We start from the raw sequence: 19,203 nt of genomic DNA, 5'->3' as shown, positions 1-19,203 counted from the left end.
GTGGTTACTCGGCAGTAACATCATCGGTATGGCAGACATGAACGCCGAAACGGCGGAAGCGGTCAAGTCCGGGTTCCTGGCCTCCGTGCCCTTCGCGCGGACCCTGGGCGTGACCTTCACGGACCTCGACTTCGGGCGCGCGGTGATGCGGCTCCCCGACAACGCCGACCACCACAACCACGTCGGCGGCCCCCACGCCGGCGCCATGTTCACGCTGGCCGAGTCCGCCTCCGGCGCCATCGTCATCGGCACCTTCGGCGACCAGCTGGACCGGGCGGTGCCGCTGGCCGTGAGCGCCGAGATCCAGTACCTCAAGCTCGCCATGGGCGACGTGACGGCGGAGGCCACGCTCGGCCGTCCGCGCGAGGAGGTCGTCGCCGAACTCGACGCGGGGCGGCGGCCCGAGTTCCCGGTCGAGATCGAGCTGCGTACGGACGACGGGACCGTCACCGGGCGCATGACGGTGCTCTGGACCCTGAGGCCGAACCGGAAGTAGCCCGCACGCGCGGTTCCGGGCCCGCCCCGCCAGGCCGGCCCGGACGGCCCGGACGGCCCGTCCGGCCCCCGTCGAGCCCTCGGTCCGCGCTCGCGCACCGGCCCGGCCCCGTGCGCGCGCACGGGGCCGGGGCGCCGGCGTCGAATGTCCGTGTTCCTGGGTACGTTCACCACGAGGCTCGGACCAGGAGGAGGCCCTACCGTGAAGCTGCGAGTGGATCGCGACGCGTTCGCCGAGGCGGTGGCCTGGACGGCCCGCGCCCTCCCCACCCGCCCGGCGGTCCCGGTGCTCGCGGGCACCCGGATGGAGGTCGCCGCGGACGGCACGTCGCTGCACCTGTCCGGCTTCGACTACGAGGTCTCCACCCGCGCCTCGGTGGAGGTGCTCTCCGAGGAGGGCGGCGCGGCCCTGGTACCCGGCCGCCTGCTCGCCGAGATCGTGCGCAACCTGCCGCCGGGCTCGGTGTTCATCGACTCCGACGGCACCAAGCTGCGGATCACCGGCGGCGCCGCGCGCTTCACCCTCATCACCATGCCGCTGGAGGACTACCCGGCGCTGCCGGGCATGCCCGGGCGGATCGGTTCGGTGCCCGCCGACCCCTTCGCCGCCGCGGTGCGCCAGGTGTGCCCGGCGGCCAGCCGCGACGACACCCTGCCCATGCTCACCGGTGCCTATCTCGACTTCAGCGGGGACACCCTCAGCGTCGTGGCCACCGACCGCTACCGCATCGCCGTCCGTGAGCTGTGGTGGAGCCCCGCGGACCCGGGGCTGGACCTGGCCGCGCTCGTGCCCGCGCGCACACTGCAGGACACCGTCAAGGGCATGATCGGGAAGTCCAACGTGGACATCGGCCTGTCCACGGTCACCGCGGGAGAGGGGGTGGCCCTGTCCCCGGGCGAGGGCGTGATCGGTTTCGAGAACGGGGATCGGCGCACGACCACCCGGCTGATCGACAGCGACTTCGTCAAGTACGAGTCGTGGTTCCCCCGGGAGTTCGGCGCGCGCGCCGAGGTGGCGGTGGCCGCGCTGAGCGAGGCCGTGAAGCGGGTGGCGCTGGTCGCCGACCGCAACACACCGCTGCGGCTGGCCTTCACCCAGGGTGAGGTGGTGCTGGAGGCCGGTTCGGGTGAGGACGCCCAGGCCGTGGAGGCGATCGAGGTCGGCTACGAGGGCGGCCCCCTGCGCATCGCCTTCCGGCCCGACTACCTGCTCGACGGGCTGGCGGGGGTGGAGACCGACACCGCCTACCTCAACTTCACCGAACCGACCAAACCCGCGGTGTTCACCGACGTGCCCGCCAAGGAGGGCGACGCCCCCGCGTTCCGCTATCTCGTTCAGCCGCTGAGAGTCCCCTGACCGGGCGCCCCCGGCCGGTGCCGGCCTCGTCCCGACCGGTCCCCCGAGTTATCCACAGGATGGCCCGCAGGTCTGTGGATAACTCAGGGTCATCACCCACAGGAACACCCGAAACACCCCCAGAAAGCTCTCGGATTTCCGCATTGACATGGGAAAACGCCACATGGGCCCATTCTGTGCACAGCCTGTGGAAAACGTGGCGGCTCAGACGCGTGAGCGCCCTCGAACCGCCCGGAACCGGGTCGGCCGATCAGTCGCTCTCGGCCAGTGCGGAGGTCCCACCACTGGTCAGCGGCGTGTCCAGACCCAACTGCGCCTGACGGCCGCGACGGTACCCGGCGCGTGCGCCGGCGGCGCTGTGCGTGCGCTCCGGACGGTGCTTGCGCAACTGGGGGAACTGTTTCTGGAACTCCTCGTTCACCCGGTGCACGTCGTCTCTCAGGATCAGTTCCGCGCCGCGTGAGGGCGCCCCCTCGGCCGAACCGGAAACCCCTTCGGGATCCGCCGAATCCTGCAAACGTGCCCGGAACTCACGAATACGCTCCGCGACGGCCTTCCCGTAGGCGCGCACGAACGACCGGTAGTAGCGCTTGCGCTCCGTCTCCAGTTCCGAGCGCGTGTAGTTGCGCAGTTCCCGGATGTCGGTGACGTGCGAGGAACTCATGAACTTCGCCGAGGCCTCCATCTGCATGGAGATCGACGGCATCAGCATGCGCAGCGCGTCCAGCGCGTCGACGGTCCCCACGAGGATGATGGTCCGGTCCGTGTTCTCGGACGTGTTGCCCCGGACCGCCGACTGGCAGCCATAGGCCGCGGCGATGTCGGCCAGTGCCCGGACCCGGGCCTTACCGTGGCCGCCCACCCCCGGGACCGTGTAGTCCATGCGGCTGATCGCGTCGGGTTCCTCGCCCCGCTCTGCGCGGGCCTCGGCCTCGGCGATCGCGTGGCGGGTCATCAGCTCGGCGGCCTTGGCGGTGAACGCCTGGCTCTCGGCATCAGTCACCGAGGGGTCCTCCGCCATGCGGAGGAGCCCTCGGACCCGCTCGACCATCTTCTGACGAGCAGCTTCAGTCATCGGCGCCGGTTGTCTCCCGTAGGTGAGTGTCGTCTGTCCCGCCTCCGGACAGGAAACACCGAGCCTAGGCCCTCTTGTTCCTCGCCACCATCTCGGTGGCGCTCTACGCCGCCGACGGGCGTGCGCACCCCGACTAGTTCTTGTTGCCGACGACCATCGCCACGACGCCGATGAGCACCCACAGCACCAGCCCCACACCCAGTCCGGCGAAGAGGGCGCCGAACAGGCCGCTGAAGATCGCGAAGCTGCCGATCACGGATGCGATATAGCTCATCACGGCCGTGGCGCCGCCGCCGAGCAGCGCCGGGGCGGTCGCGTAGCGGAAGGGGTAGGTCGCCGCCCAGCGTCGGCCGCGGCGGTCGCCCTTCTTGCTCAGGACACCGCCGATCCCGCCGATGAGGGCGAAGAAGAAGATGCCGGTCGAGACGGCGCTGGGGATACCGGCCAGACCGAAGTTCGTGAGGAAGGCGAGCGCACCGGTCACGGTGCCGCCCAGCAGCGATGCCCCCCAGGGCCAGATCATCGTCGCCGAGGCGACGGGAGTGAATGCGTTGCCGCGCTCCAGCGTCATGTTCACCGCTCCAGTCGAATCACGTGGCGCCCGCTCTTCGTCGGGGCGTCCCATCCAGGATGCAAGGTCGGGTCTCCGTACGCATCAGGGCCTGTCCCTGACTTACCCCCGAGGCCGCACCCCGGCACCTGCCCTGGGATACGGTCACCGGTTTCGGACGGCTTCGCCGCCCGGCTCGGTACCGCCCCGGACGCGGCACGCCGCCGAGCACCTCACGCAGACCAACGATCAGCCGGACGCGGAAGTGCCCGGTTCGGCCAGACTCACGGCCGCAGTGAGGTCGGCGTGCAGGCGCGGCCAGGCGGTGCGGAACGCGGGCAGGAGGGGGAGGGTCACGGTGTCGTGCAGGGGCACCCAGCGGATCTCCTCGCTCTCGGCGTTGGCCGCCCGGTAGGGCCGCAGGTCGGGCACGCTCGCGAGGAAGGTGTCGTAGCGCCATACGTCGAGGTCGTGCTCGTGCGCGCCGAGCACCGTGTAGCCCTCCAGGTCGCCCGCGACCTCTTCGCGGAACTCGCGGACCGCGGCCTCCAGAGGGGTCTCGTCGCGGTTGCGCGCCCCGCCCGGGATCCCCCACATGCCCCCCATGTGGGTCCAGCCCGCCCGGTGCTGGAGCAGCACGTGGCCGGTTCCGGTCACGTCCCTGGCGTACAGCAGGAGTCCGGCCGCGCCGTAGACCCCCCACCGCCGGGACCCGTCCGGCAGCTTCACCCAGCCGTTTCCGTCGACCTCGTGCATCCAGCCCTCCCTCTTCGCGTCGCGTGTGTTCGGCGGCGGGCCGTCCGCCGCCGGGGCCCATCAGTGGAACGTCAAGGGTCCCTGGTGATCATGCCCGCTCCCCTCTATGAACCTATGGCCGGACCGACGTCTTCCGCAGTCCTTCTCGCGACGTCCACGCCCGACCCACTGCGGCGCCACTGGGCGCTCCTGCCGTGCGTCCACGCCACCGGGCGCGCGGGGCGGCTCCGGGGGATCGGAGGCCGGCGGGGGTCTCGCCGGTCCCGGCATGGTGGACGGCGGGCCGGACGACCGTTCCGCATCATCCACACGGGGGCCAACGGCGTCACGTCCTCACGCCCGCTTCGGTGCGGGCACCCGCGGCCTTGCATGGAAGGCGGTGCCCCGGCTCACGGAGAGTGGAATATCCCGGGAGCGGGTCCGTCTTCTTCGCGTGCGGGGAACGGAAAGCCCGAGGGAATGCGTCGGGGGATTTCCCTCCCCTGCCGTGAGAATACCGATGACCACAATCGGTCACCCGGTGGCGACCGCGATTCTGAGGGCGCAGAGTGTATGTGCCGCGACGTTCTGTCATCGGAACCGCTGTTCAGATGCTGAAAGCCGACTGAAAGCGGAGTGGAAGAGGATCTCTCTAGTGTGGAACACGTTCGACGCGATCGGTTCCCACGAGAGGACGGCTCGTGGACGAAGACCGGTCCGACGTTCGTTGGACACAGGTCACCCGTGGTGAGTCTGAGGCGGAACCGCCACGGGTGACCGGTCCCCCCAAGGCGGTGAGCCCGATGATGCTTCGCAGACGACGTAGGGCTACATTGCGGCTCTACACGAGTGCAGTGAGACGAGGAGTTCGAGTGCCGAAGATGCTGACGATCGACGATCAGTTCGAGGCGATCGTCGCCGACGTGGCGCCCGCGGCCAGGATGGAGCCCTACAAGGAGCCCGATCCGGAGACCACGGCTCCCGCGGAGGAAGAGGGCGAGTCCCCCGAGAAGTCCAAGGGCGACAAGAAGGAGTAGTACTTACTCCCGGTCGATGGCCGGAGGCCCCGAGTATCAGTGCGGAGGGGGTACTCGGGGCCTTCGCGTGCCTGAAAGGCGCACGTATTCGTCGCCCTTGTAGGGTGGTCGTTTGTGGAATTCGGTGTGCTTGGCCCAATTGTCGCCTGGTCAGACGGCCGACCGGTACCGGTCGGTGGCCCGCGTCAGTCCTGTGTGCTGGGCGTTCTACTGGTCCATGTCGGCCAGGAGGTGACGGTCGACCGGCTCATCTCCTACCTGTGGAGCGATGATCCGCCGCGCACGGCGCGCTCGGTGATCCAGGTGCAGGTCTCCCACCTGCGCCGCGCCTTCCCCGACCTGATCCTCACCACTCCTGGCGGGTATCGGGCCGACTTCGACCCCTCGGCGGTCGACCTGCACCGGTTCCGGGCGCTCTGCGAGGCCGCCGCGGCCGCCTCGGGCGACAAGTCCCTGGAGCTGTGGGACCAGGCCCTGGAGTGCTGGCGCGGGATCCCGTTCTCGGGAGTGGGATCCGACCACCTCCAGTACACGATCGTCCAGCCCCTCCTGGAGGAGCGCTGGGCCGCCGTCACCTCCTGGGCCACGTGTGCGCTGGACCTCGGCCGGACCGCGGAGGTCGTCGCGCGACTGACCCCCATGAGCAGGGCCGAACCGCTCAGGGAGGGCCTGCACCACCTGCTGATCGCCGCGTTGTGGCGTGCGGGCGAGCGGGCCACCGCGCTCACCGTGTACGAGGCGTTGCGCATCCGCCTCGCCGACGAACTCGGTGTCAGCCCCAGCCGTGACCTGCGGGAGCTGCACGAACGCATCCTGCGCTCGGACACGCAGGAGCCCGACGCGTCGGCCGACGACCCCGGTGTGCGCGAGGTCGGCTCCCGCGGGTGGAGCTTCGTCGTCCGCAACGACCTGCCGCGCGACATCCCCGACTTCGCTGGACGGCATGCGTCCATCGAACGCCTGTTGAAGCTCGGGACGAGCGAGCAGGACGGGCCGGGGGTGTGTGTCATCACCGGCAGCGGCGGAACGGGCAAGACCACCCTGGCCGTGCGCGTCGGGCACATGCTCGCGCCGCACTACCCGGACGGGCAGCTCTTCATCGACCTGCACGGGTACACCACGGACGCCGAGCCGCTGGACGCCGTGACGGCCCTGGGCGTGCTCCTGCGAGCCGTCGGCGTCCCTCCGGACGCGGTTCCGGACAGCCTGGACGAGCGTTCGGCCCTGTGGCGGGCGACCCTGAGGGAGCGGCGCCTGCTCGCGGTGTTCGACAACGCCCTCAGCTCAGCGCGGGTCAGCCCGCTGCTGCCGTCGTCGCCGGAATCCATGGTGCTCATCACCAGCCGCAACGACCTCGCCGGACTCGGCGGCGTGCGCTACCTGCCGCTGTCCATGTTCAGCGAGGACTCCGCCATCGACTTCTTCACCCTCGTCCTGGGTGAGGAACGTCTGGAAGGAGAGCTCTCCGACGCCCTGGAGGTCGTGCGGATCTGCGGGGGCATGCCGTTGGCCCTGCGCGTGGTCGCCGGACGCATGCTGAGCCGACCCAGGTGGACGTTCTCGCACGTGGTGCGGCGGTTGCGCGAGGATCGGCGCCGCCTCCGCGAACTGCAGGTCGACGGCCACAGCGTGGAAGCGGTCATCGACCTGTCCTACGAGACTCTGACATCCGACCAGCGGTCGGTGTTCCTGCTGCTGGGATCCGCGGTCGGGACCACGCTCGACCTGCGCGGAGCCTCGGCCCTGCTGGACATGTCGCTGGAGGACGCCGACGACATGCTCCAGGAACTGGTGAGCGTGTGCCTGATCGAGGAGCCGCGCGGCGACGTGTACCGGTTCCACGACCTGGTCAGGGAGTTCGCCCTGTACCGGGGGCAGAGCGACCTCCGCGCCGGTGTGGTGGCGGACGCGCGCCTGCGCCAGGCGGAGTACTACATGGTGACCGCCCAACGCGCCGCGGACCTCCTGGGACCGCGCGCACACGACGAACCGGCCTCCGCCGAGCACTCGCGCTATGACCAGGAGCTCACCAGCCGGGTCGAGGCCGAGAACTGGTTCGACATCCACCAGGACAACATCGCCGACGTCGTCGACTTCTACGCCGCCCAGGGAAACGGGGAGGAGGCGTGGCGGATGGCGGACGCCGTGTGGCGCTTCTACGCACTGCGCGGCAAGATGGGCCTCCTGCTCTCGTCCCACGAGAAGGCGCTGACGATCAGCCGCAACCAGGGCAACGACCGGGGGAGCGCGGTCACGCTGATCGGGATGGGCATCGCCCATCACATCACGGGCCGCTTCGACGCCGCCCTGGACCTGCTGACCGAGGCGCACACGATCCTGCACCGCATCGGTGACCGGCGGGGCATGATCCGAGCGCTGGCCAACCAGGGCATGGTCTTCGAACGGCTCGGACGCTTCGCCGACTCGGCGGAGTGCATCGAGGGCGTCCTCGACCAGGCCGTCGCGCTCAGGGACCAGCGGCTGGAAGTGCTCCAGCTCGGAAACCTGGCGGTCCTGTACCGGATCCTCGGCCGGCACGACGAGGCCCTGCGGTTGGGGCGGCGCGTGGTGTCCGAGGCGGTGACCAAGGGCATGGAGGGCGTGCGTGTCCAGGCGGTGACCGTGGTCGGGGAGGCCAGTACGGTGCTCGGCGACCTGAAGGGGGCCTTCCAGGCGCTGGCGCAGGCCCTCGAACTCGCGCGTGCGCACGCTCTGCACTCCAAGGAGATCTACGTCCTGAACTCCCTCGGTGTGGCGCAGCGGGCCGCGGGCCGGATCGACGAGGCGGTGGACTCCCACACGGCGGCGCTCGCCCTGGCGGAGAAGTCCGGTGACCACAGCGGTGACGCGGAGGTCATCACCGACCTCGGCCTGACCTACGCGGCGGCCGGCCGGTTCGAGGAAGCGGTCGGCGTGCTGGAGAAGGCGCACGCCGTCTCCGTGGAACGCAACGAGCGGTACATCGCGGCGCGGTCGGCGCTCGCGCTCGGGCGGATCCCCGCCCCGGCCGTGGCCCCCGCCCGGGCGCGCGAACTGCTGGCGGACGCCGAGGCCGCCTTCACCGATCTCGGCCTCCCCGAAGCGGAGACGGCGCGGACCGCCCTGGCGGAGCTGTCCGACCCGATCGACTGACCCGGGGTCCGTCGCCCGCCGGGCGCCGTCGGCGGGGCGGGCCCGCCCTCAGACGGCGGCCCTCGAACCCTTCGGCCCCTTCGGCCGGTTCGGCCGCAGCCAGCCCTTGCGTCCGCGCAGGGAGCGCAGGTACAGGGTGGCGGGCAGGGCGCGCACGCTGTCGGGCAGGTGCGGATAGACGCGGCGCGTCGTGCGCATGAGCAGGTCGAATCCGCGCTGGTGGCCGGGTGACCAGGGGATGCCGTACTGCTCGCGCAGCTCCGGCGGCAGCAGCCCGCCCGACAGGAAGCGCTGGGTGTACGTGAGCGGCCACAGCAGCGGGTTGGCCGGGCGGAACAGCTGCGCGGCCAGGCCGCGCGCGACCTCCCCCACCTCCAGGCGGTCCATGGACTTGGCCCAGTAGACGTCGAACTCCGCGGGGCTGGCCGGCCACTCGTCGGCCGGGAGGCCGAGGGCGGTCGCGAACACCGACGCCTCGTCGAGGTAGTCGGCGAACTCCTCCTCGCCCAACTCGCGGACGGTCAGCTCGTAGAGCCGGACCCCCGAGTGGAACAGCGTCGCGGCCACCCACAGGAGCAGGTCCGGGTCGAGCGCGCGGTAGGTGGGGCCGGTGACCTTGCGGTGCATCGCCAGGACGATGGCGCGGACACGTTCGCGCTCCTCCTCGGTGCCGTAGGCCAGCCCGTACACGTAGTAGAGCGTGCCGCGCAGCCGGTCGAGCGGACGCGACGAGAAGTCGCTGTGGTCGCGGACGCCCTGCGCGACGCTCGGGTGGGCGATCTGCAGCAGCACGGCGTAGCCGGCGCCGCCCAGCAGGCTGGCCTCGGAGGTGATCCGCCTCAGCGGCGAGTCATCGGACGTGGGACCCATGCCTGGATCGTATGCCGGGGCCCGGCCGGAGCACGGGAGGGCACGCGCACGGCACGCCCTCCGCGCTCGTGTCAGGACGCCGCGGCCGCGGCCGGGGTTCTTCGTGCCGGCCCGGAAGGGCTCCTCGGGGGTGGGGGAAGGAAAGTGTGGCCTGAGGGTCAGGTCTGGTCCGACGGGCGCCGCGGGCCGGCGGGCGCGGCTCCGGTACGGGGGTGGACCGCGTGCGGGACGGGCGCGGCACGATCCAGGTCGCTGCCACCGCCGTTCGTGCTGTCCACCCGTACCAGCGCGTGACGGCCGTCCGCCTTCCGCGTCCACTGGTACGGGTCGGCGCCGTCAACGCCCCGTGACGGGGGCCTTGACGTGGGGTGACGGTCTTTCTACGGTCACGGCGATGGACGGGTGGAGGTGCCGGGCCCACCGGACCGCCTCCAGGACGACGTGGTCCGGTGCCCCGGGAGCTATCCGACCCCGATGGCCTCCCCGTCCGCCCTGGACCGGAGACGGTCCGTGTCATCCCGCTATGTTCCCCGACACCGGACCGACGAGGACCGGGAACCGGGGATCGTGACCGAAGGGCCCCGCACATGAAGTTCCGCAACAGAATCCGTTCCGCCTGCGCGGTCGCCGCGACCACGGCGCTGCTCTTCACCCTCATGCCCGCCGGCGTCGCCAGCGCCCACGGCTACGTCTCGGCCCCGCCCAGCCGACAGGCGCAGTGCGCCGCCGGAGTGGTGGAGTGCGGCGGCATCAAGTGGGAGCCGCAGAGTGTCGAGGGCCCCAAGGGCCTCACCAGCTGCTCCGGTGGCAACTCCCGCTTCTCCGAGCTCGACGACGACGGCCACGGCTGGGAGGTGACCCCGGTGGGCACCTCGCTGACCTTCACGTGGACCCTCACCGCCAGGCACTCCACCGCGGGCTGGGAGTACTTCATCGGCGGCCACCGCCTCGCCCACTTCGCCGACTGGGGAGCCAGGCCGCCGTCGACCGTCACCCACAACGTCGACCTGTCCGGATTCAGCGGCCAGCAGAAGATCCTGGCGGTGTGGAACATCGCCGACACGCCCAACGCGTTCTACGCCTGCGTGGACGTCAACGTCGGCGCGGCCTGACACGCCTTCGCCGAACCGCGGCCCCTGACCCGGTCGCCGTCCCGGTCCGGTTCCCCCACCGGACCGGGGCCCCGCCCGGAGCATGGCCGGAACGGGTCAGAACCGGGGGTTGCCATGGAATCGCCGGTCACGTCATGGGACGATGCGGTGCGTCAGGCCTCGACCACCGTTCGGACGGACCCCCGCCCATGGGCCAGCACTTCCCCCCTCCTGGACAGCCTCCCCACGGGCCGCCGCCCTCCGGACCGCCACCCGGACCTTCCTCCGGACCCGTGCCAGGGCCTCCGCCCGGTCGGCCGTCCGGACCGCCGCCCGGGTTTCCGCCCGGGCCGCCTCAGCCGGGCCACCCGACGCCGTACCCGGCTCCGCCGCGTCCGCCGCGCACCGGCCTGGCCGTGGCGGTCACCGCGGTGGTGACCCTGACCGTGGCCGGGCTCCTCACCTGGGCCGGCGCCACCGCCTTCGCCTCCCCCAACCAGGTGCGCCCGGCGCTCGGCCTACCGCCCGACCCGTGTTCGGGGCTGGGCGAGGAGACCCTCGACGGGATGGACGGCGAGTTCTCCTCCTGGTACACGGGCACCTACGCCAACGGGTGCACCTGGACGACGTCCCTGGGCGGCGGGGAGCGGACACCCCTCTACCTCACACGCTCGGTGCCGATGTCCGGTGCCGACGCGAGGATGGCCGAGGAGTTCGCCGGGGACGGGGAGATCCACCGTGACGCCGACGCCCTGTTCCGGGCGACCGTCGACGAGGCCGGGGAGCTCGGCTACGGGTCCTTCGAGTCGGCCGTCGTCGACACTGAGGAGAAGGACCTGGAGTTCGGCGACGAGAGCGTGCTCGTCGTCACCGACATCGACTTCGGCTACACCGACAACGTCTCCCAGCGCGTGAGCCTCATCGTCCGGGAGGGCGACCTCGTCAGCCTGATCAGCGTCAACCCCTCGGACAGAGGCGGTCCCATCGACGCGGACGGGGCCGAGGAACTCCTCGCCGACGCGGCCGCCGACCTCTTCGGGTGAGGCCCCAACGCGTCGGACAGCGCCCGGACGACGCCCAGAACAGGAGATCCGCCGTGTACGACGGCCCAGCGCAGCAGTACCCCCAGCCCCCGGCACCCCCCGCGCCGCCGCCACCGCGCAGGGGCGGCACCGGGCGCGTCGTGGTGATCACCGCGGCCGCGACGCTCGCTGCCTACGCCGCCGTGGCCGGGGTCGTCGGCTCGATCGTCCTGGGTTCCGGAGAGGGCATGGCCGGTCCGGAACCCGAGTACGCGGAGCTGCCCGCCGAGCCCTGCGCCGCCGCGTCCCGGTCGCAGCTCGGTGCCGTCTCGGCCCGTCTGCCCTCCGCGTCGTTCGCCGACGAGCGATCCTCGTGCTCATGGCACGCCGAGTTCTCGGACGGGTCTCCCGGGCACCTCAGGATCGGCTTCCGGCTGCCCGCGGACGGCGACCGCGAGCCGCAGGTGGACGAGTCGGCCGCCGAGGTGGAGTTCGAACTGCGCAGGAATGAACTGGTCGACGGCTTCGACGGGGAGCACTGGAGCGTGGAGGTCCTGGAATCCCGTGAGCTCGACATCGCCGACGGGGCCGTGGTGTCGCACTCCGTGGAGAACGGTGAGGAGCCCGGCAGCCGGTCCGAGGTGCTGGTGAGGGTGGAGAGCGTCCTGGTCGAGGTCTCGGCGCACGAGCCCTGGGAGACACGCACCGGAAGGGCCGACTTCACCGGGGACGAGGAGACCCTCGTCGCCATCGCCGAACGCGCGGTCACCGTCCTGGAGTGAGGGGCGGGCCGTCCCCGGGAGGACCCGCCCCCGCCCCCGGTCCGGACGCCTACCCGTAGACGGCCAGCACGGTGACCACGGCCGACACGTTCCACAGGGAGTGGGCGACCACGGTCGCCGTGAGACGGCGGGTCAGCAGGAAGAGGCCCGTGTAGACCACGCTGGCCAGGACGATGGCGGCGATGTCGGGGCCCGAGGTCGGCAGGTGCAGCACCGAGAAGAGGAGGATCGACACCGCCGCCGCCCCGTACAGGGCGGCCTTGCGGTGGACGAAGGCCGTGGGCAGCGCGCCCAGGAGGAAGCCGCGGAAGTAGAGCTCCTCGGCCAGACCGCCGCCGACGACGCCGAGTACCAGTGTGGCGGCGAGGGCCGCGACGCCGGCCGAGGCGTAGGCGAGGACCTCCTGGACCCCCGGGTTCTCGGCGCCCCCGGCCATCGGGATCAGCACGCCGACCTCCAGCAACAGACGCGGGGGCACGATCGCCGCGCCCAACAGTGCGTCCCGGACCCAGTGGCGCGAGGTCAGACCGACGTCGGCGGGTGCCAGGGACCTGCGCCGCAGCCACCAGAACACGAGGACCACCGCCGAGACGAGTTCGGCGAGGGCGACCGCGACCAGGGCCAGGGGCGGAGGCGAGTCCCGGACCAGTAGACCGAGGGCCAGCGGTGGGACGACGAAGCAGACGAGGGTTCCGGCGAGGAAGATCGCCGACGAGCGGACGGGGGCGGGGGCGGGAGTGGGGGCAGGGGCGGTTTCGGTCACAGGAGTCTCCGGGGCTCGCGTTCGGGGGGTGGTGCTCTTATCGATAATCGATACACTAGAGCTAAGCTTATCGATTGTCGATAGGGCTTGAGTGCGAGTACGGGAGAAGATGTGAGCGTCATACGTCAACGCGCGTTCGAGTGGACGGCCCTCCTGGCGGTGGCGCTGGGAGTGTTCCTGGCCCTGTTCTCCGCGGCGGGGACACTGGTCGCGGACCACCTCGTCGTGCCCGTCGAGGTACCGGCCGCCGCGCTGTCCGTGTCCTCCGGCGGAGGGTTCGCGATCACCGGCACCGCCACGGCCGATCTGACGGTGGCCGACCCGACCACGGCCGAACGGGCGTGGACGATGGGGCCCTCGCTCCTCGTGGCCGTGCTGATCGTGCTCGTGGGAACGCTGCTGCTGCGCGTGGTGCGCTCACTGCGCACGGGTGACCCCTTCGCCGCCGTGAACGCGCGCCGGGTCGGTGTGTGCGCCGCCGCCGTCGTGGTCGGCGGCGCGGTCGTGGGAGGACTGCGGGTCGCCGGCGCCCACGCGGTCGTGGGCGGGGCCGACCTGTCCGCCGTCGGGGGCGCCGCCGTGGAACCGCTGGTCGATTGGCCGGTGGGCGCACTGCTCCTCGGCCTCGGCCTCGCCTCGGCGGCGGAGTTCCTCCGCCGGGGCGCGCTCCTGAACAAAGAGGTCGAGGGCCTGGTCTAGCCAGAGGTCCGACCCGCTGCGGGCACCCCCGGCACGGCTCACGGGGCCCGTGGTGTCCTGACCCGCCACTCGGCCACGGGAGCGGAACGCCGGTCCCGCTCCCCTGCGGGCGTCCGTGACCCGGCCGCGGCCGGGTCAGGGCCGACAGGCCGACGGACCCGGGGCGGTCGGCCTACGTGGTAGCGGTCCGGCGGGACACGGCGGGGACGAGTTCGGCCAGGGCGCCGCCCGAGGCCGACGAGCGGCCCACACCCACGCCGAGGGCTCCGGCGCGCAGGTAGTCGGGAGCGCTCCGCGCGTCGACGCCGCCGGTGGCCACCACGCGAAGCTCCGGGAACGGTCCGGCGAGCGCGGAGACCCAGGCCGGGCCCAGGATGCTCGCGGGGAACGCCTTGACGGCGGTCACGCCGAGCCGCACGGCCCGGCCCGCCTCGGTCGGCGTGGCGACCCCGGGCAGGAAGGGCACACCCAGGCGCTCGGCCGCGGCGACGGTGTCGGGATCGAGCCCGGGCGCCACACCGAAGCGCGCCCCGGCGTTGACCGCGCGGCTCAGCCGTGCGGGGGTGGTGAGCGTCCCCGCGCCGACCGGGAAGCGCCCCTCGGCGGCACGGACGACCGCCTCCAGGGCAGGCAGACCGGACTCGCTCTCCAGGGTGACCTCCACCAGCCGCACACCGGCCGACCAGGCCCGCCGGGCCGCGGCGACCGCGTCGTCGGGGGAGGCGCCGCGCAGGATCAGCATCAGCGGTACCGGGGTCAGGCCGTCGGCGAAGAAGTCGGCCCACCCGGGGAGGGGGACGCCCTGGACCCCGGTCCGGAGCCCGGTGGTGTTCGCGGTGCCCGCGGTGCCCGCGTCGTCGGCGGTGGCGCCCGGGGTGTTCGGGGTGTCGGTCATGTGCGGCTCCAACCCAGTTCCTCGCTGATGTCGCGTGCGGTGGCGGTGAGGTCTCCGGTGAGGGCGAGCAGGTCGGCCCGGTCCAGGACCATGCTGGGCGCGGAGACCGAGATCGCCGCCGCCACTCGCCCGGCCGCGTCGAAGACCGGCGCGGCCACGCAGTGGATGAACTCCTCGTGCTCGAAGTCGTCCAGGGACCAGCCCCGCGCGGCGGTGCGGGCCAGTTCCTCGTCGAGTGCGGCCCGGTCCGTGCGGGTGTTCGGGGTGCACGACTCGAAGGGGGGATCGCCGAGCAGGGTGTCGCGTTCGCGTTCCGGCAGGTGGGCGAGGATCGCCTTGCCGATCCCCGTGGCGTGCAGCGGTGCCAGCGCGCCGATGTGGGAGTACATCCGCACGGCGTGCCGCGACTCCACCTTGTCCAGGTACACCACGCGGTCGCCCTCCAGCGCCCCCAGGTGGATGGTCTGGCCGGTCGAGGCGCCCAGGTCGCGCAGGTGCCGCGCGGCCAGGCCCCGGATGTCGAGGCCCTCCAGCGCGGCCGCGGCGAGCGTGGCCATGCGCGGCCCGAGCTGGTAGCTGCCGTCGTCGGTGCGGCGCACGAAGCGCTGCTCCTCCAGGGTGCGCAGCAGGCGCAGCGAGGTCGTGCGGTGCACGTCCAGGCGGCGGCCGAGCTCACTGATGGTGGTGGGGCCGTCGGCCAGCTCCACGAGTATCCGCATGGCGCGTTCGACACTGTTGGACACCGGTTGTTCTCCCCTTGGTCGTCACGGGCGGGCCCGAGGTCAGGCTCCCAGGTCGGGGCCGGAGACAGTCTCCCAGGCGGGGCGGGAGGCGTGGGATCCACGTGAGCCGGCCACGCCATGGGAGTCGCGGGAGTCGCGGGTGGCGGGGGCGGCCACCGGATGGGAGGGGATGTCGCCGTGGATGCCCAGGACGGTCCCGGCCAGCCGCGCGCCCTCGGCGAGGCAGTCGGGCAGGGGCGCGTCGTCCAGGAACCGGTCCAGGAACCCGGCGGCGAAGGCGTCACCGGCGCCGACCGGTTCGACGACCTCGACCCTGGGGGCGGGCTGGAACCACGACCGGTCGCCGCGGACGGCCGTGGCGCCCTCCGCGCCCTGCTTGACGACGAGCAGTTCCGGGCCGCGCAGAAGTTCGCGCAGCCGCCTGAGGTCGGTCACGCCCCACAGCGACCGGGCCTCGTCGAGGCCACAGAAGACCAGGTCGGCGCGGCGCGCCAGATCCAGGAGCCGGTCGGCGTTGCCCGGGCCGTGCAGAGCCGGCCGGTAGTTGACGTCGAAGCTGCGCAGGGTGCCGGAGGGGGCGGTGCCCAGCAGTTCCTCGACGAGTCCGTCGGCGGAGGCGGACAGGGCCGCGGTGATGCCGGACGTGTGGACCAGGCGGGGCCGCAGCCGCCAGGCCTGCGCGGCGTCCGCTCGGCCGAGGGTCGAGGCGGCCGAGTCGCGGCGCCAGTAGCGCACCCGCGTCCCCTCGGGCCGCGGCTCCTTCATGTAGAGGCCGGTGCTGCGTTCGTGGTCGGTGCGCGCGACGCAGCGCACGCCGGCGTCGGTGAGGCGCGAGCGGACGAGGCGGCCGAAGGGGTCGTCGCCCAGAGCGCTGAGCCAGGCCGCCGAGCGACCGGCGCGGGCCAGGTGCACGGCGACGTTGGACTCGGCTCCGCCGATCTCGGCGTGGAAGCGGGGAGGGGCACACGGGCCGTCGCTGTCAGGGCCGGGGCCCGTGCCGGACGCGCGGCCCGTGCCGGAATCGGGACCCGTGCCTGAGGCGCGGGACGGCCGGTCGGCGCCGGGTTCGTCCGGTTGCCGTCCGTCGGGGATCAGCAGCGCCATCGTCTCGCCCACGCACACGGCGTCGAGCGGTTCGGGCGCGCCACCGGGGTGGACCGAGGAGGAGTGCGGCTCGTCCTCGGTCCGCTGCGGCATGTTCACCCACGACCTCCCGTTGGTTGTCGGCGTCACAGGGGGTGTTGACCTGCGGCACTGCCGAATGCTATTCCTGGCGATGGCAGATATGCAACAGTGCTGCGTATAGCGCAGCATCGAAGGGAATGGTTGGTGTGTGGGACCTGTTGCTGCGCGGCGGCCGCGTCATCGACCCCGACTCGGGGCACGACGGGACCGCTGACGTCGCCGTGCGGGCGGGCCGGATCGCCGCCGTCGCCCCCGGGCTCCCGGAAGCCGAGGCCGTCCGTACCGTCGACGCCACCGGCCGCCTCGTCCTGCCCGGCCTGGTGGACCTGCACACCCACCTGTGGCACGGCGCCACCTACTGGGGACTCGACCCGGTCGCACTGGCCTGGCGCACCGGCGTGACGACGTGGGTCGACGCCGGATCCGCCGGCGCCTACGCGATGGACGGCCTGCGCCGCACCGTCGCCGAGCCCGCGCCCTTCCGGGTCCACGCGCTGATCAACGTCTCCGGGCTCGGCCTGGTCGGCCGCACCGGCGAGCACCACGCCCTCGACAACCTCGACGTGGACGCCGCCGTCGCGGTCGCCGCCGAGCAGGGCGACCTGGTGCGCGGGGTGAAGGCCCGCATCGACCGCCACACCGTGGGCGAGCACGGGGTGGAGCCGCTGCGCCGGGCCGCGACACTGGCCCGTCGGCTGGAGCGCCCGCTCATGGTGCACATCGGCTACGGACCGCCCGGGCTCGCCGACGTCGAGCCCTTCCTCGGCGAGGGCGACATCCTCACCCACTGCGCCACCGGGGTCGCCCCCGACCTGGTCGTCGACGGACGGCCCACCGACGCCCTCAAGCGCCTGCGCGACTCCGGCGTGGTCTTCGACCTCGGCCACGGGTCGGGGGCCTTCGACTTCGACGTGCTCGAAGCCGAACTCGCCGCTGGGGTCGACCCGGTCGTCTCCACCGACCTGCACATCCGCTCGGTGTACGGGCCGGCGTTCGACCTGCCGACCGTGATGGGCAAGGCCATGGCCGCCGGGATGGACCTGACCCGGACCATCGCGGCCGCCACCGTGCGCCCGGCACGCGCCCTCGGGCTCGACGCCGGGACCCTGGCGGTCGGCGCGCGGGCCGACATCGCGGTGTTCGACGCGGAGCGGGGCTCGTTCCCCGCGGTGGACGTGCACGGCGGAGTCCGCGACGCGCCGCTGCGGCTGACGAACACCGCCACCTACGCCGCGGGCCGCCTGCTCGAACCGCACGCCGCCGCGGCCCCGCCGGTGTGGGTGCCGCTCAGCGACGCCCAGCGACGGGCCGAGGACGAGCGCCGGTCACGTGTCCGGGCCTCTGTCCAGCGCCTGGACCGGCCCGAGGACTTCGACGAACCCTTCCCCCGCCCCACGGGAGCACAGCGATGACCGACCACACGCATCCACCCGAGCCCCCGGCCGTGACCACGTCCGAGTCCGGGGCCCCGAGGCCGTCCCCTCTGGCCGGATCCGGGTTGCCCTGCGCGCCCCTGGCCGCCCTGGACGCCGCGCCCGTCGACGCGCGATCCCTGCCGGACAGCCCCACCACCGCCGCCGCGGTCCGCTCCGCGGGCCTGCGCCTGCGCGACCTCTGGCTGCCCGCCGTCACCCTGGACGAGGCGGCCCTGCGCCACAACCTGGACCGCTTCGCGCGCTGGTGCGCCGACCAGGGCGCCGACCTGGCCCCGCACGGCAAGACCACCATGTCGCCGCACCTGTGGTCGGCGCAGCTGGACCGGGGCGCCTGGGGCCTCACCGCCGCCACCACCGCCCAGGCCCGCACCATGCGGTCCTTCGGCGCACCGCGCGTGCTGATCGCCAACGAGGTCGTGGAGGAGGGCCAGCTCGCGTGGATCGCCGACGCCCTGGCCGATCCGGACTTCCACGTGCTCTGCCTGGCCGACTCCGCCGCCGGTGTCCGGATCATGGAGTCGGCCCTGGCCGACGCCCCCCGCCCCCTCCCCGTGCTCGTGGAACTGGGCGTGGAGGGACGGCGCACGGGCGTGCGCGACCCCGACGACGCCCTCGACCTCGCTCGCCGGATCGCCGCCTGCCCGGCCCTCACCCTGGCCGGGGTCGAGGCCTTCGAGGGAGTGTTCCCGCAACGCCGCGACGACGACTCGCCCGCGCGGGTCCGCACCTGGCTCGACCGGCTGCTCGACGTCGCACGCCGCGCCGACGCCGAGGGACTGTTCGACGGCGCGGACGAGGTGATCGTCACCGCGGGCGGCAGCGGCTACCCCGACCTGGTCGCCGACGCCCTGTCCTCCCCGCCCGAACTGTCACTGCCGATCCGGCGGATCATCCGGTCGGGCTGCTACCTCACCCACGACGACCTCTTCATGGAGCGCGCCTCACCACTGCGCTCCGCCGCGGCCGACGACCCGCTGCGCCCCGCGCTGAGCTGCCACGCACGCGTGCTGTCCCGGCCCGAGCCCGGACGGGCGCTGCTGGGCGTCGGCAAGCGCGACGTCTCCTTCGACATCGACCTCCCCGTCCCCCGCGCCCTGCTGCGCGGGGACCGGCGGATCCCGCTGGACGGCGCCGCCCGCGTCGTCGAGCTCAACGACCACCACGGGTTCCTCGACTTCACCGGAACCGGCGACACGGCCCCCGACGTGGGCGACATCGTCGAACTGGGGCTGTCACACCCGTGCACGGTGTTCGACAAGTGGCCGCTGATTCCGGTACTCGACCCCGAGGGCCGGGTCGTGGACGCCGTCCGCACCCTGTTCTGACCGCGTCGGCG

18 protein-coding genes are annotated in these 19,203 nt (G+C 72.6%); 10 read left to right on the top strand and 8 right to left on the bottom strand.

The window, feature by feature from the left end:
• Window positions 1-37: 37 nt before the first annotated feature.
• Together M1P99_RS10660 and dnaN are read left to right on the top strand one after the other, a co-directional pair.
• Complete coding sequence (locus tag M1P99_RS10660) at window positions 38-496, top strand: DUF4442 domain-containing protein (protein WP_304455655.1); 459 nt, start codon at window positions 38-40, stop codon at window positions 494-496.
• A 213-nt stretch (window positions 497-709) separates the two neighbouring features.
• A complete protein-coding gene (gene dnaN, locus M1P99_RS10655; RefSeq protein ID WP_304455654.1) occupies window positions 710-1,852 on the top strand; it encodes a DNA polymerase III subunit beta in 1,143 nt (380 codons plus the stop codon).
• Between the two features lie 250 nt (window positions 1,853-2,102).
• On the opposite strand, the gene M1P99_RS10650 is transcribed toward dnaN, so the two are convergent.
• The 3 genes from M1P99_RS10650 to M1P99_RS10640 form a co-directional block, all read right to left on the bottom strand.
• Window positions 2,103-2,903, bottom strand: a complete 801-nt coding sequence (locus M1P99_RS10650) for a DUF2786 domain-containing protein (RefSeq protein ID WP_304455653.1) — start codon at window positions 2,901-2,903, stop codon at window positions 2,103-2,105.
• Between the two features lie 157 nt (window positions 2,904-3,060).
• The gene (locus M1P99_RS10645) at window positions 3,061-3,498 is read right to left on the bottom strand and encodes a hypothetical protein (protein WP_304455652.1); all 438 of its coding nucleotides are present in this window, start codon (window positions 3,496-3,498) and stop codon (window positions 3,061-3,063) included.
• Between the two features lie 228 nt (window positions 3,499-3,726).
• Window positions 3,727-4,233, bottom strand: a complete 507-nt coding sequence (locus tag M1P99_RS10640; protein ID WP_304452494.1) for an NUDIX hydrolase — start codon at window positions 4,231-4,233, stop codon at window positions 3,727-3,729.
• An 851-nt stretch (window positions 4,234-5,084) separates the two neighbouring features.
• Between M1P99_RS10640 and M1P99_RS10635 the strand changes: the two genes are divergently transcribed.
• Window positions 5,085-5,249, top strand: a complete 165-nt coding sequence (locus M1P99_RS10635; protein ID WP_304452493.1) for a hypothetical protein — start codon at window positions 5,085-5,087, stop codon at window positions 5,247-5,249.
• 195 nt (window positions 5,250-5,444) lie between these two features.
• Window positions 5,445-8,381: a BTAD domain-containing putative transcriptional regulator gene (locus M1P99_RS10630; RefSeq protein WP_304452492.1), complete on the top strand. Its 2,937-nt coding sequence runs from the start codon at window positions 5,445-5,447 to the stop codon at window positions 8,379-8,381.
• A gap of 48 nt (window positions 8,382-8,429) precedes the next feature.
• Here the strand turns inward: M1P99_RS10630 and M1P99_RS10625 are convergent, their stop codons facing one another.
• Window positions 8,430-9,251 (bottom strand): oxygenase MpaB family protein, encoded by an 822-nt coding sequence (locus M1P99_RS10625; protein WP_304452491.1) that lies wholly within the window; start codon window positions 9,249-9,251, stop codon window positions 8,430-8,432.
• 587 nt (window positions 9,252-9,838) lie between these two features.
• On the opposite strand from M1P99_RS10625, the gene M1P99_RS10620 reads away from it, so the two are divergent.
• The 3 genes from M1P99_RS10620 to M1P99_RS10610 all read left to right on the top strand — a co-directional run bounded on the left by M1P99_RS10620 (window position 9,839) and on the right by M1P99_RS10610 (window position 12,146).
• Window positions 9,839-10,363, top strand: coding sequence for a lytic polysaccharide monooxygenase auxiliary activity family 9 protein (locus M1P99_RS10620; RefSeq protein WP_304452490.1), 525 nt, complete (start codon window positions 9,839-9,841; stop codon window positions 10,361-10,363).
• A gap of 395 nt (window positions 10,364-10,758) precedes the next feature.
• A complete protein-coding gene (locus M1P99_RS10615) occupies window positions 10,759-11,385 on the top strand; it encodes a hypothetical protein (protein ID WP_304452489.1) in 627 nt (208 codons plus the stop codon).
• A gap of 53 nt (window positions 11,386-11,438) precedes the next feature.
• Window positions 11,439-12,146 (top strand): hypothetical protein, encoded by a 708-nt coding sequence (locus M1P99_RS10610; RefSeq protein ID WP_304452488.1) that lies wholly within the window; start codon window positions 11,439-11,441, stop codon window positions 12,144-12,146.
• A 49-nt stretch (window positions 12,147-12,195) separates the two neighbouring features.
• Here the strand turns inward: M1P99_RS10610 and M1P99_RS10605 are convergent, their stop codons facing one another.
• Window positions 12,196-12,909, bottom strand: coding sequence for a CPBP family intramembrane glutamic endopeptidase (locus M1P99_RS10605; RefSeq protein WP_304452487.1), 714 nt, complete (start codon window positions 12,907-12,909; stop codon window positions 12,196-12,198).
• A gap of 111 nt (window positions 12,910-13,020) precedes the next feature.
• Here M1P99_RS10605 and M1P99_RS10600 point away from each other — a divergent pair, with 111 nt between their 5' ends.
• The gene (locus tag M1P99_RS10600; protein WP_304452486.1) at window positions 13,021-13,608 is read left to right on the top strand and encodes a hypothetical protein; all 588 of its coding nucleotides are present in this window, start codon (window positions 13,021-13,023) and stop codon (window positions 13,606-13,608) included.
• A gap of 172 nt (window positions 13,609-13,780) precedes the next feature.
• Here the strand turns inward: M1P99_RS10600 and M1P99_RS10595 are convergent, their stop codons facing one another.
• The 3 genes from M1P99_RS10595 to M1P99_RS10585 are packed head-to-tail and all read right to left on the bottom strand — an operon-like array spanning window position 13,781 to window position 16,443.
• On the bottom strand, window positions 13,781-14,503 hold the full coding sequence (locus tag M1P99_RS10595) for a bifunctional 4-hydroxy-2-oxoglutarate aldolase/2-dehydro-3-deoxy-phosphogluconate aldolase (protein WP_304452485.1): 723 nt from the start codon (window positions 14,501-14,503) through the stop codon (window positions 13,781-13,783).
• Window positions 14,500-15,246, bottom strand: a complete 747-nt coding sequence (locus tag M1P99_RS10590; protein ID WP_304452484.1) for an IclR family transcriptional regulator — start codon at window positions 15,244-15,246, stop codon at window positions 14,500-14,502. The genes M1P99_RS10595 and M1P99_RS10590 overlap by 4 nt, the downstream gene beginning before the upstream one ends.
• A gap of 39 nt (window positions 15,247-15,285) precedes the next feature.
• A complete protein-coding gene (locus M1P99_RS10585; protein WP_304452483.1) occupies window positions 15,286-16,443 on the bottom strand; it encodes a sugar kinase in 1,158 nt (385 codons plus the stop codon).
• Between the two features lie 134 nt (window positions 16,444-16,577).
• Between M1P99_RS10585 and M1P99_RS10580 the strand changes: the two genes are divergently transcribed.
• A complete protein-coding gene (locus M1P99_RS10580) occupies window positions 16,578-17,843 on the top strand; it encodes an amidohydrolase/deacetylase family metallohydrolase (protein WP_304455651.1) in 1,266 nt (421 codons plus the stop codon).
• Window positions 17,840-19,192, top strand: a complete 1,353-nt coding sequence (locus M1P99_RS10575) for an alanine racemase (RefSeq protein ID WP_304452482.1) — start codon at window positions 17,840-17,842, stop codon at window positions 19,190-19,192. The genes M1P99_RS10580 and M1P99_RS10575 overlap by 4 nt, the downstream gene beginning before the upstream one ends.
• The last annotated feature ends 11 nt before the right edge of the window (window positions 19,193-19,203 follow it).

The sequence above is a fragment of the Nocardiopsis sp. YSL2 genome (assembly GCF_030555055.1).
Classification (GTDB): Bacteria; Actinomycetota; Actinomycetes; order Streptosporangiales; family Streptosporangiaceae; genus Nocardiopsis.
Note: the sequence above shows the minus strand (reverse complement) of the source record. Positions and strands in the feature narration are given on the sequence as shown.

Coding starts and splice junctions, on each gene's coding strand:
- M1P99_RS10660 (WP_304455655.1), top strand. CDS start 38: ATGAACGCCGAAACGGCGGAAGCGGTCAAGTCCGGGTTCCTGGCCTCC.
- M1P99_RS10650 (WP_304455653.1), bottom strand. CDS start 2,903: ATGGTCGAGCGGGTCCGAGGGCTCCTCCGCATGGCGGAGGACCCCTCG.
- M1P99_RS10645 (WP_304455652.1), bottom strand. CDS start 3,498: ATGACGCTGGAGCGCGGCAACGCATTCACTCCCGTCGCCTCGGCGACG.
- M1P99_RS10640 (WP_304452494.1), bottom strand. CDS start 4,233: ATGCACGAGGTCGACGGAAACGGCTGGGTGAAGCTGCCGGACGGGTCC.
- M1P99_RS10625 (WP_304452491.1), bottom strand. CDS start 9,251: ATGGGTCCCACGTCCGATGACTCGCCGCTGAGGCGGATCACCTCCGAG.
- M1P99_RS10620 (WP_304452490.1), top strand. CDS start 9,839: ATGAAGTTCCGCAACAGAATCCGTTCCGCCTGCGCGGTCGCCGCGACC.
- M1P99_RS10595 (WP_304452485.1), bottom strand. CDS start 14,503: ATGACCGACACCCCGAACACCCCGGGCGCCACCGCCGACGACGCGGGC.
- M1P99_RS10585 (WP_304452483.1), bottom strand. CDS start 16,443: ATGCCGCAGCGGACCGAGGACGAGCCGCACTCCTCCTCGGTCCACCCC.
- M1P99_RS10575 (WP_304452482.1), top strand. CDS start 17,840: ATGACCGACCACACGCATCCACCCGAGCCCCCGGCCGTGACCACGTCC.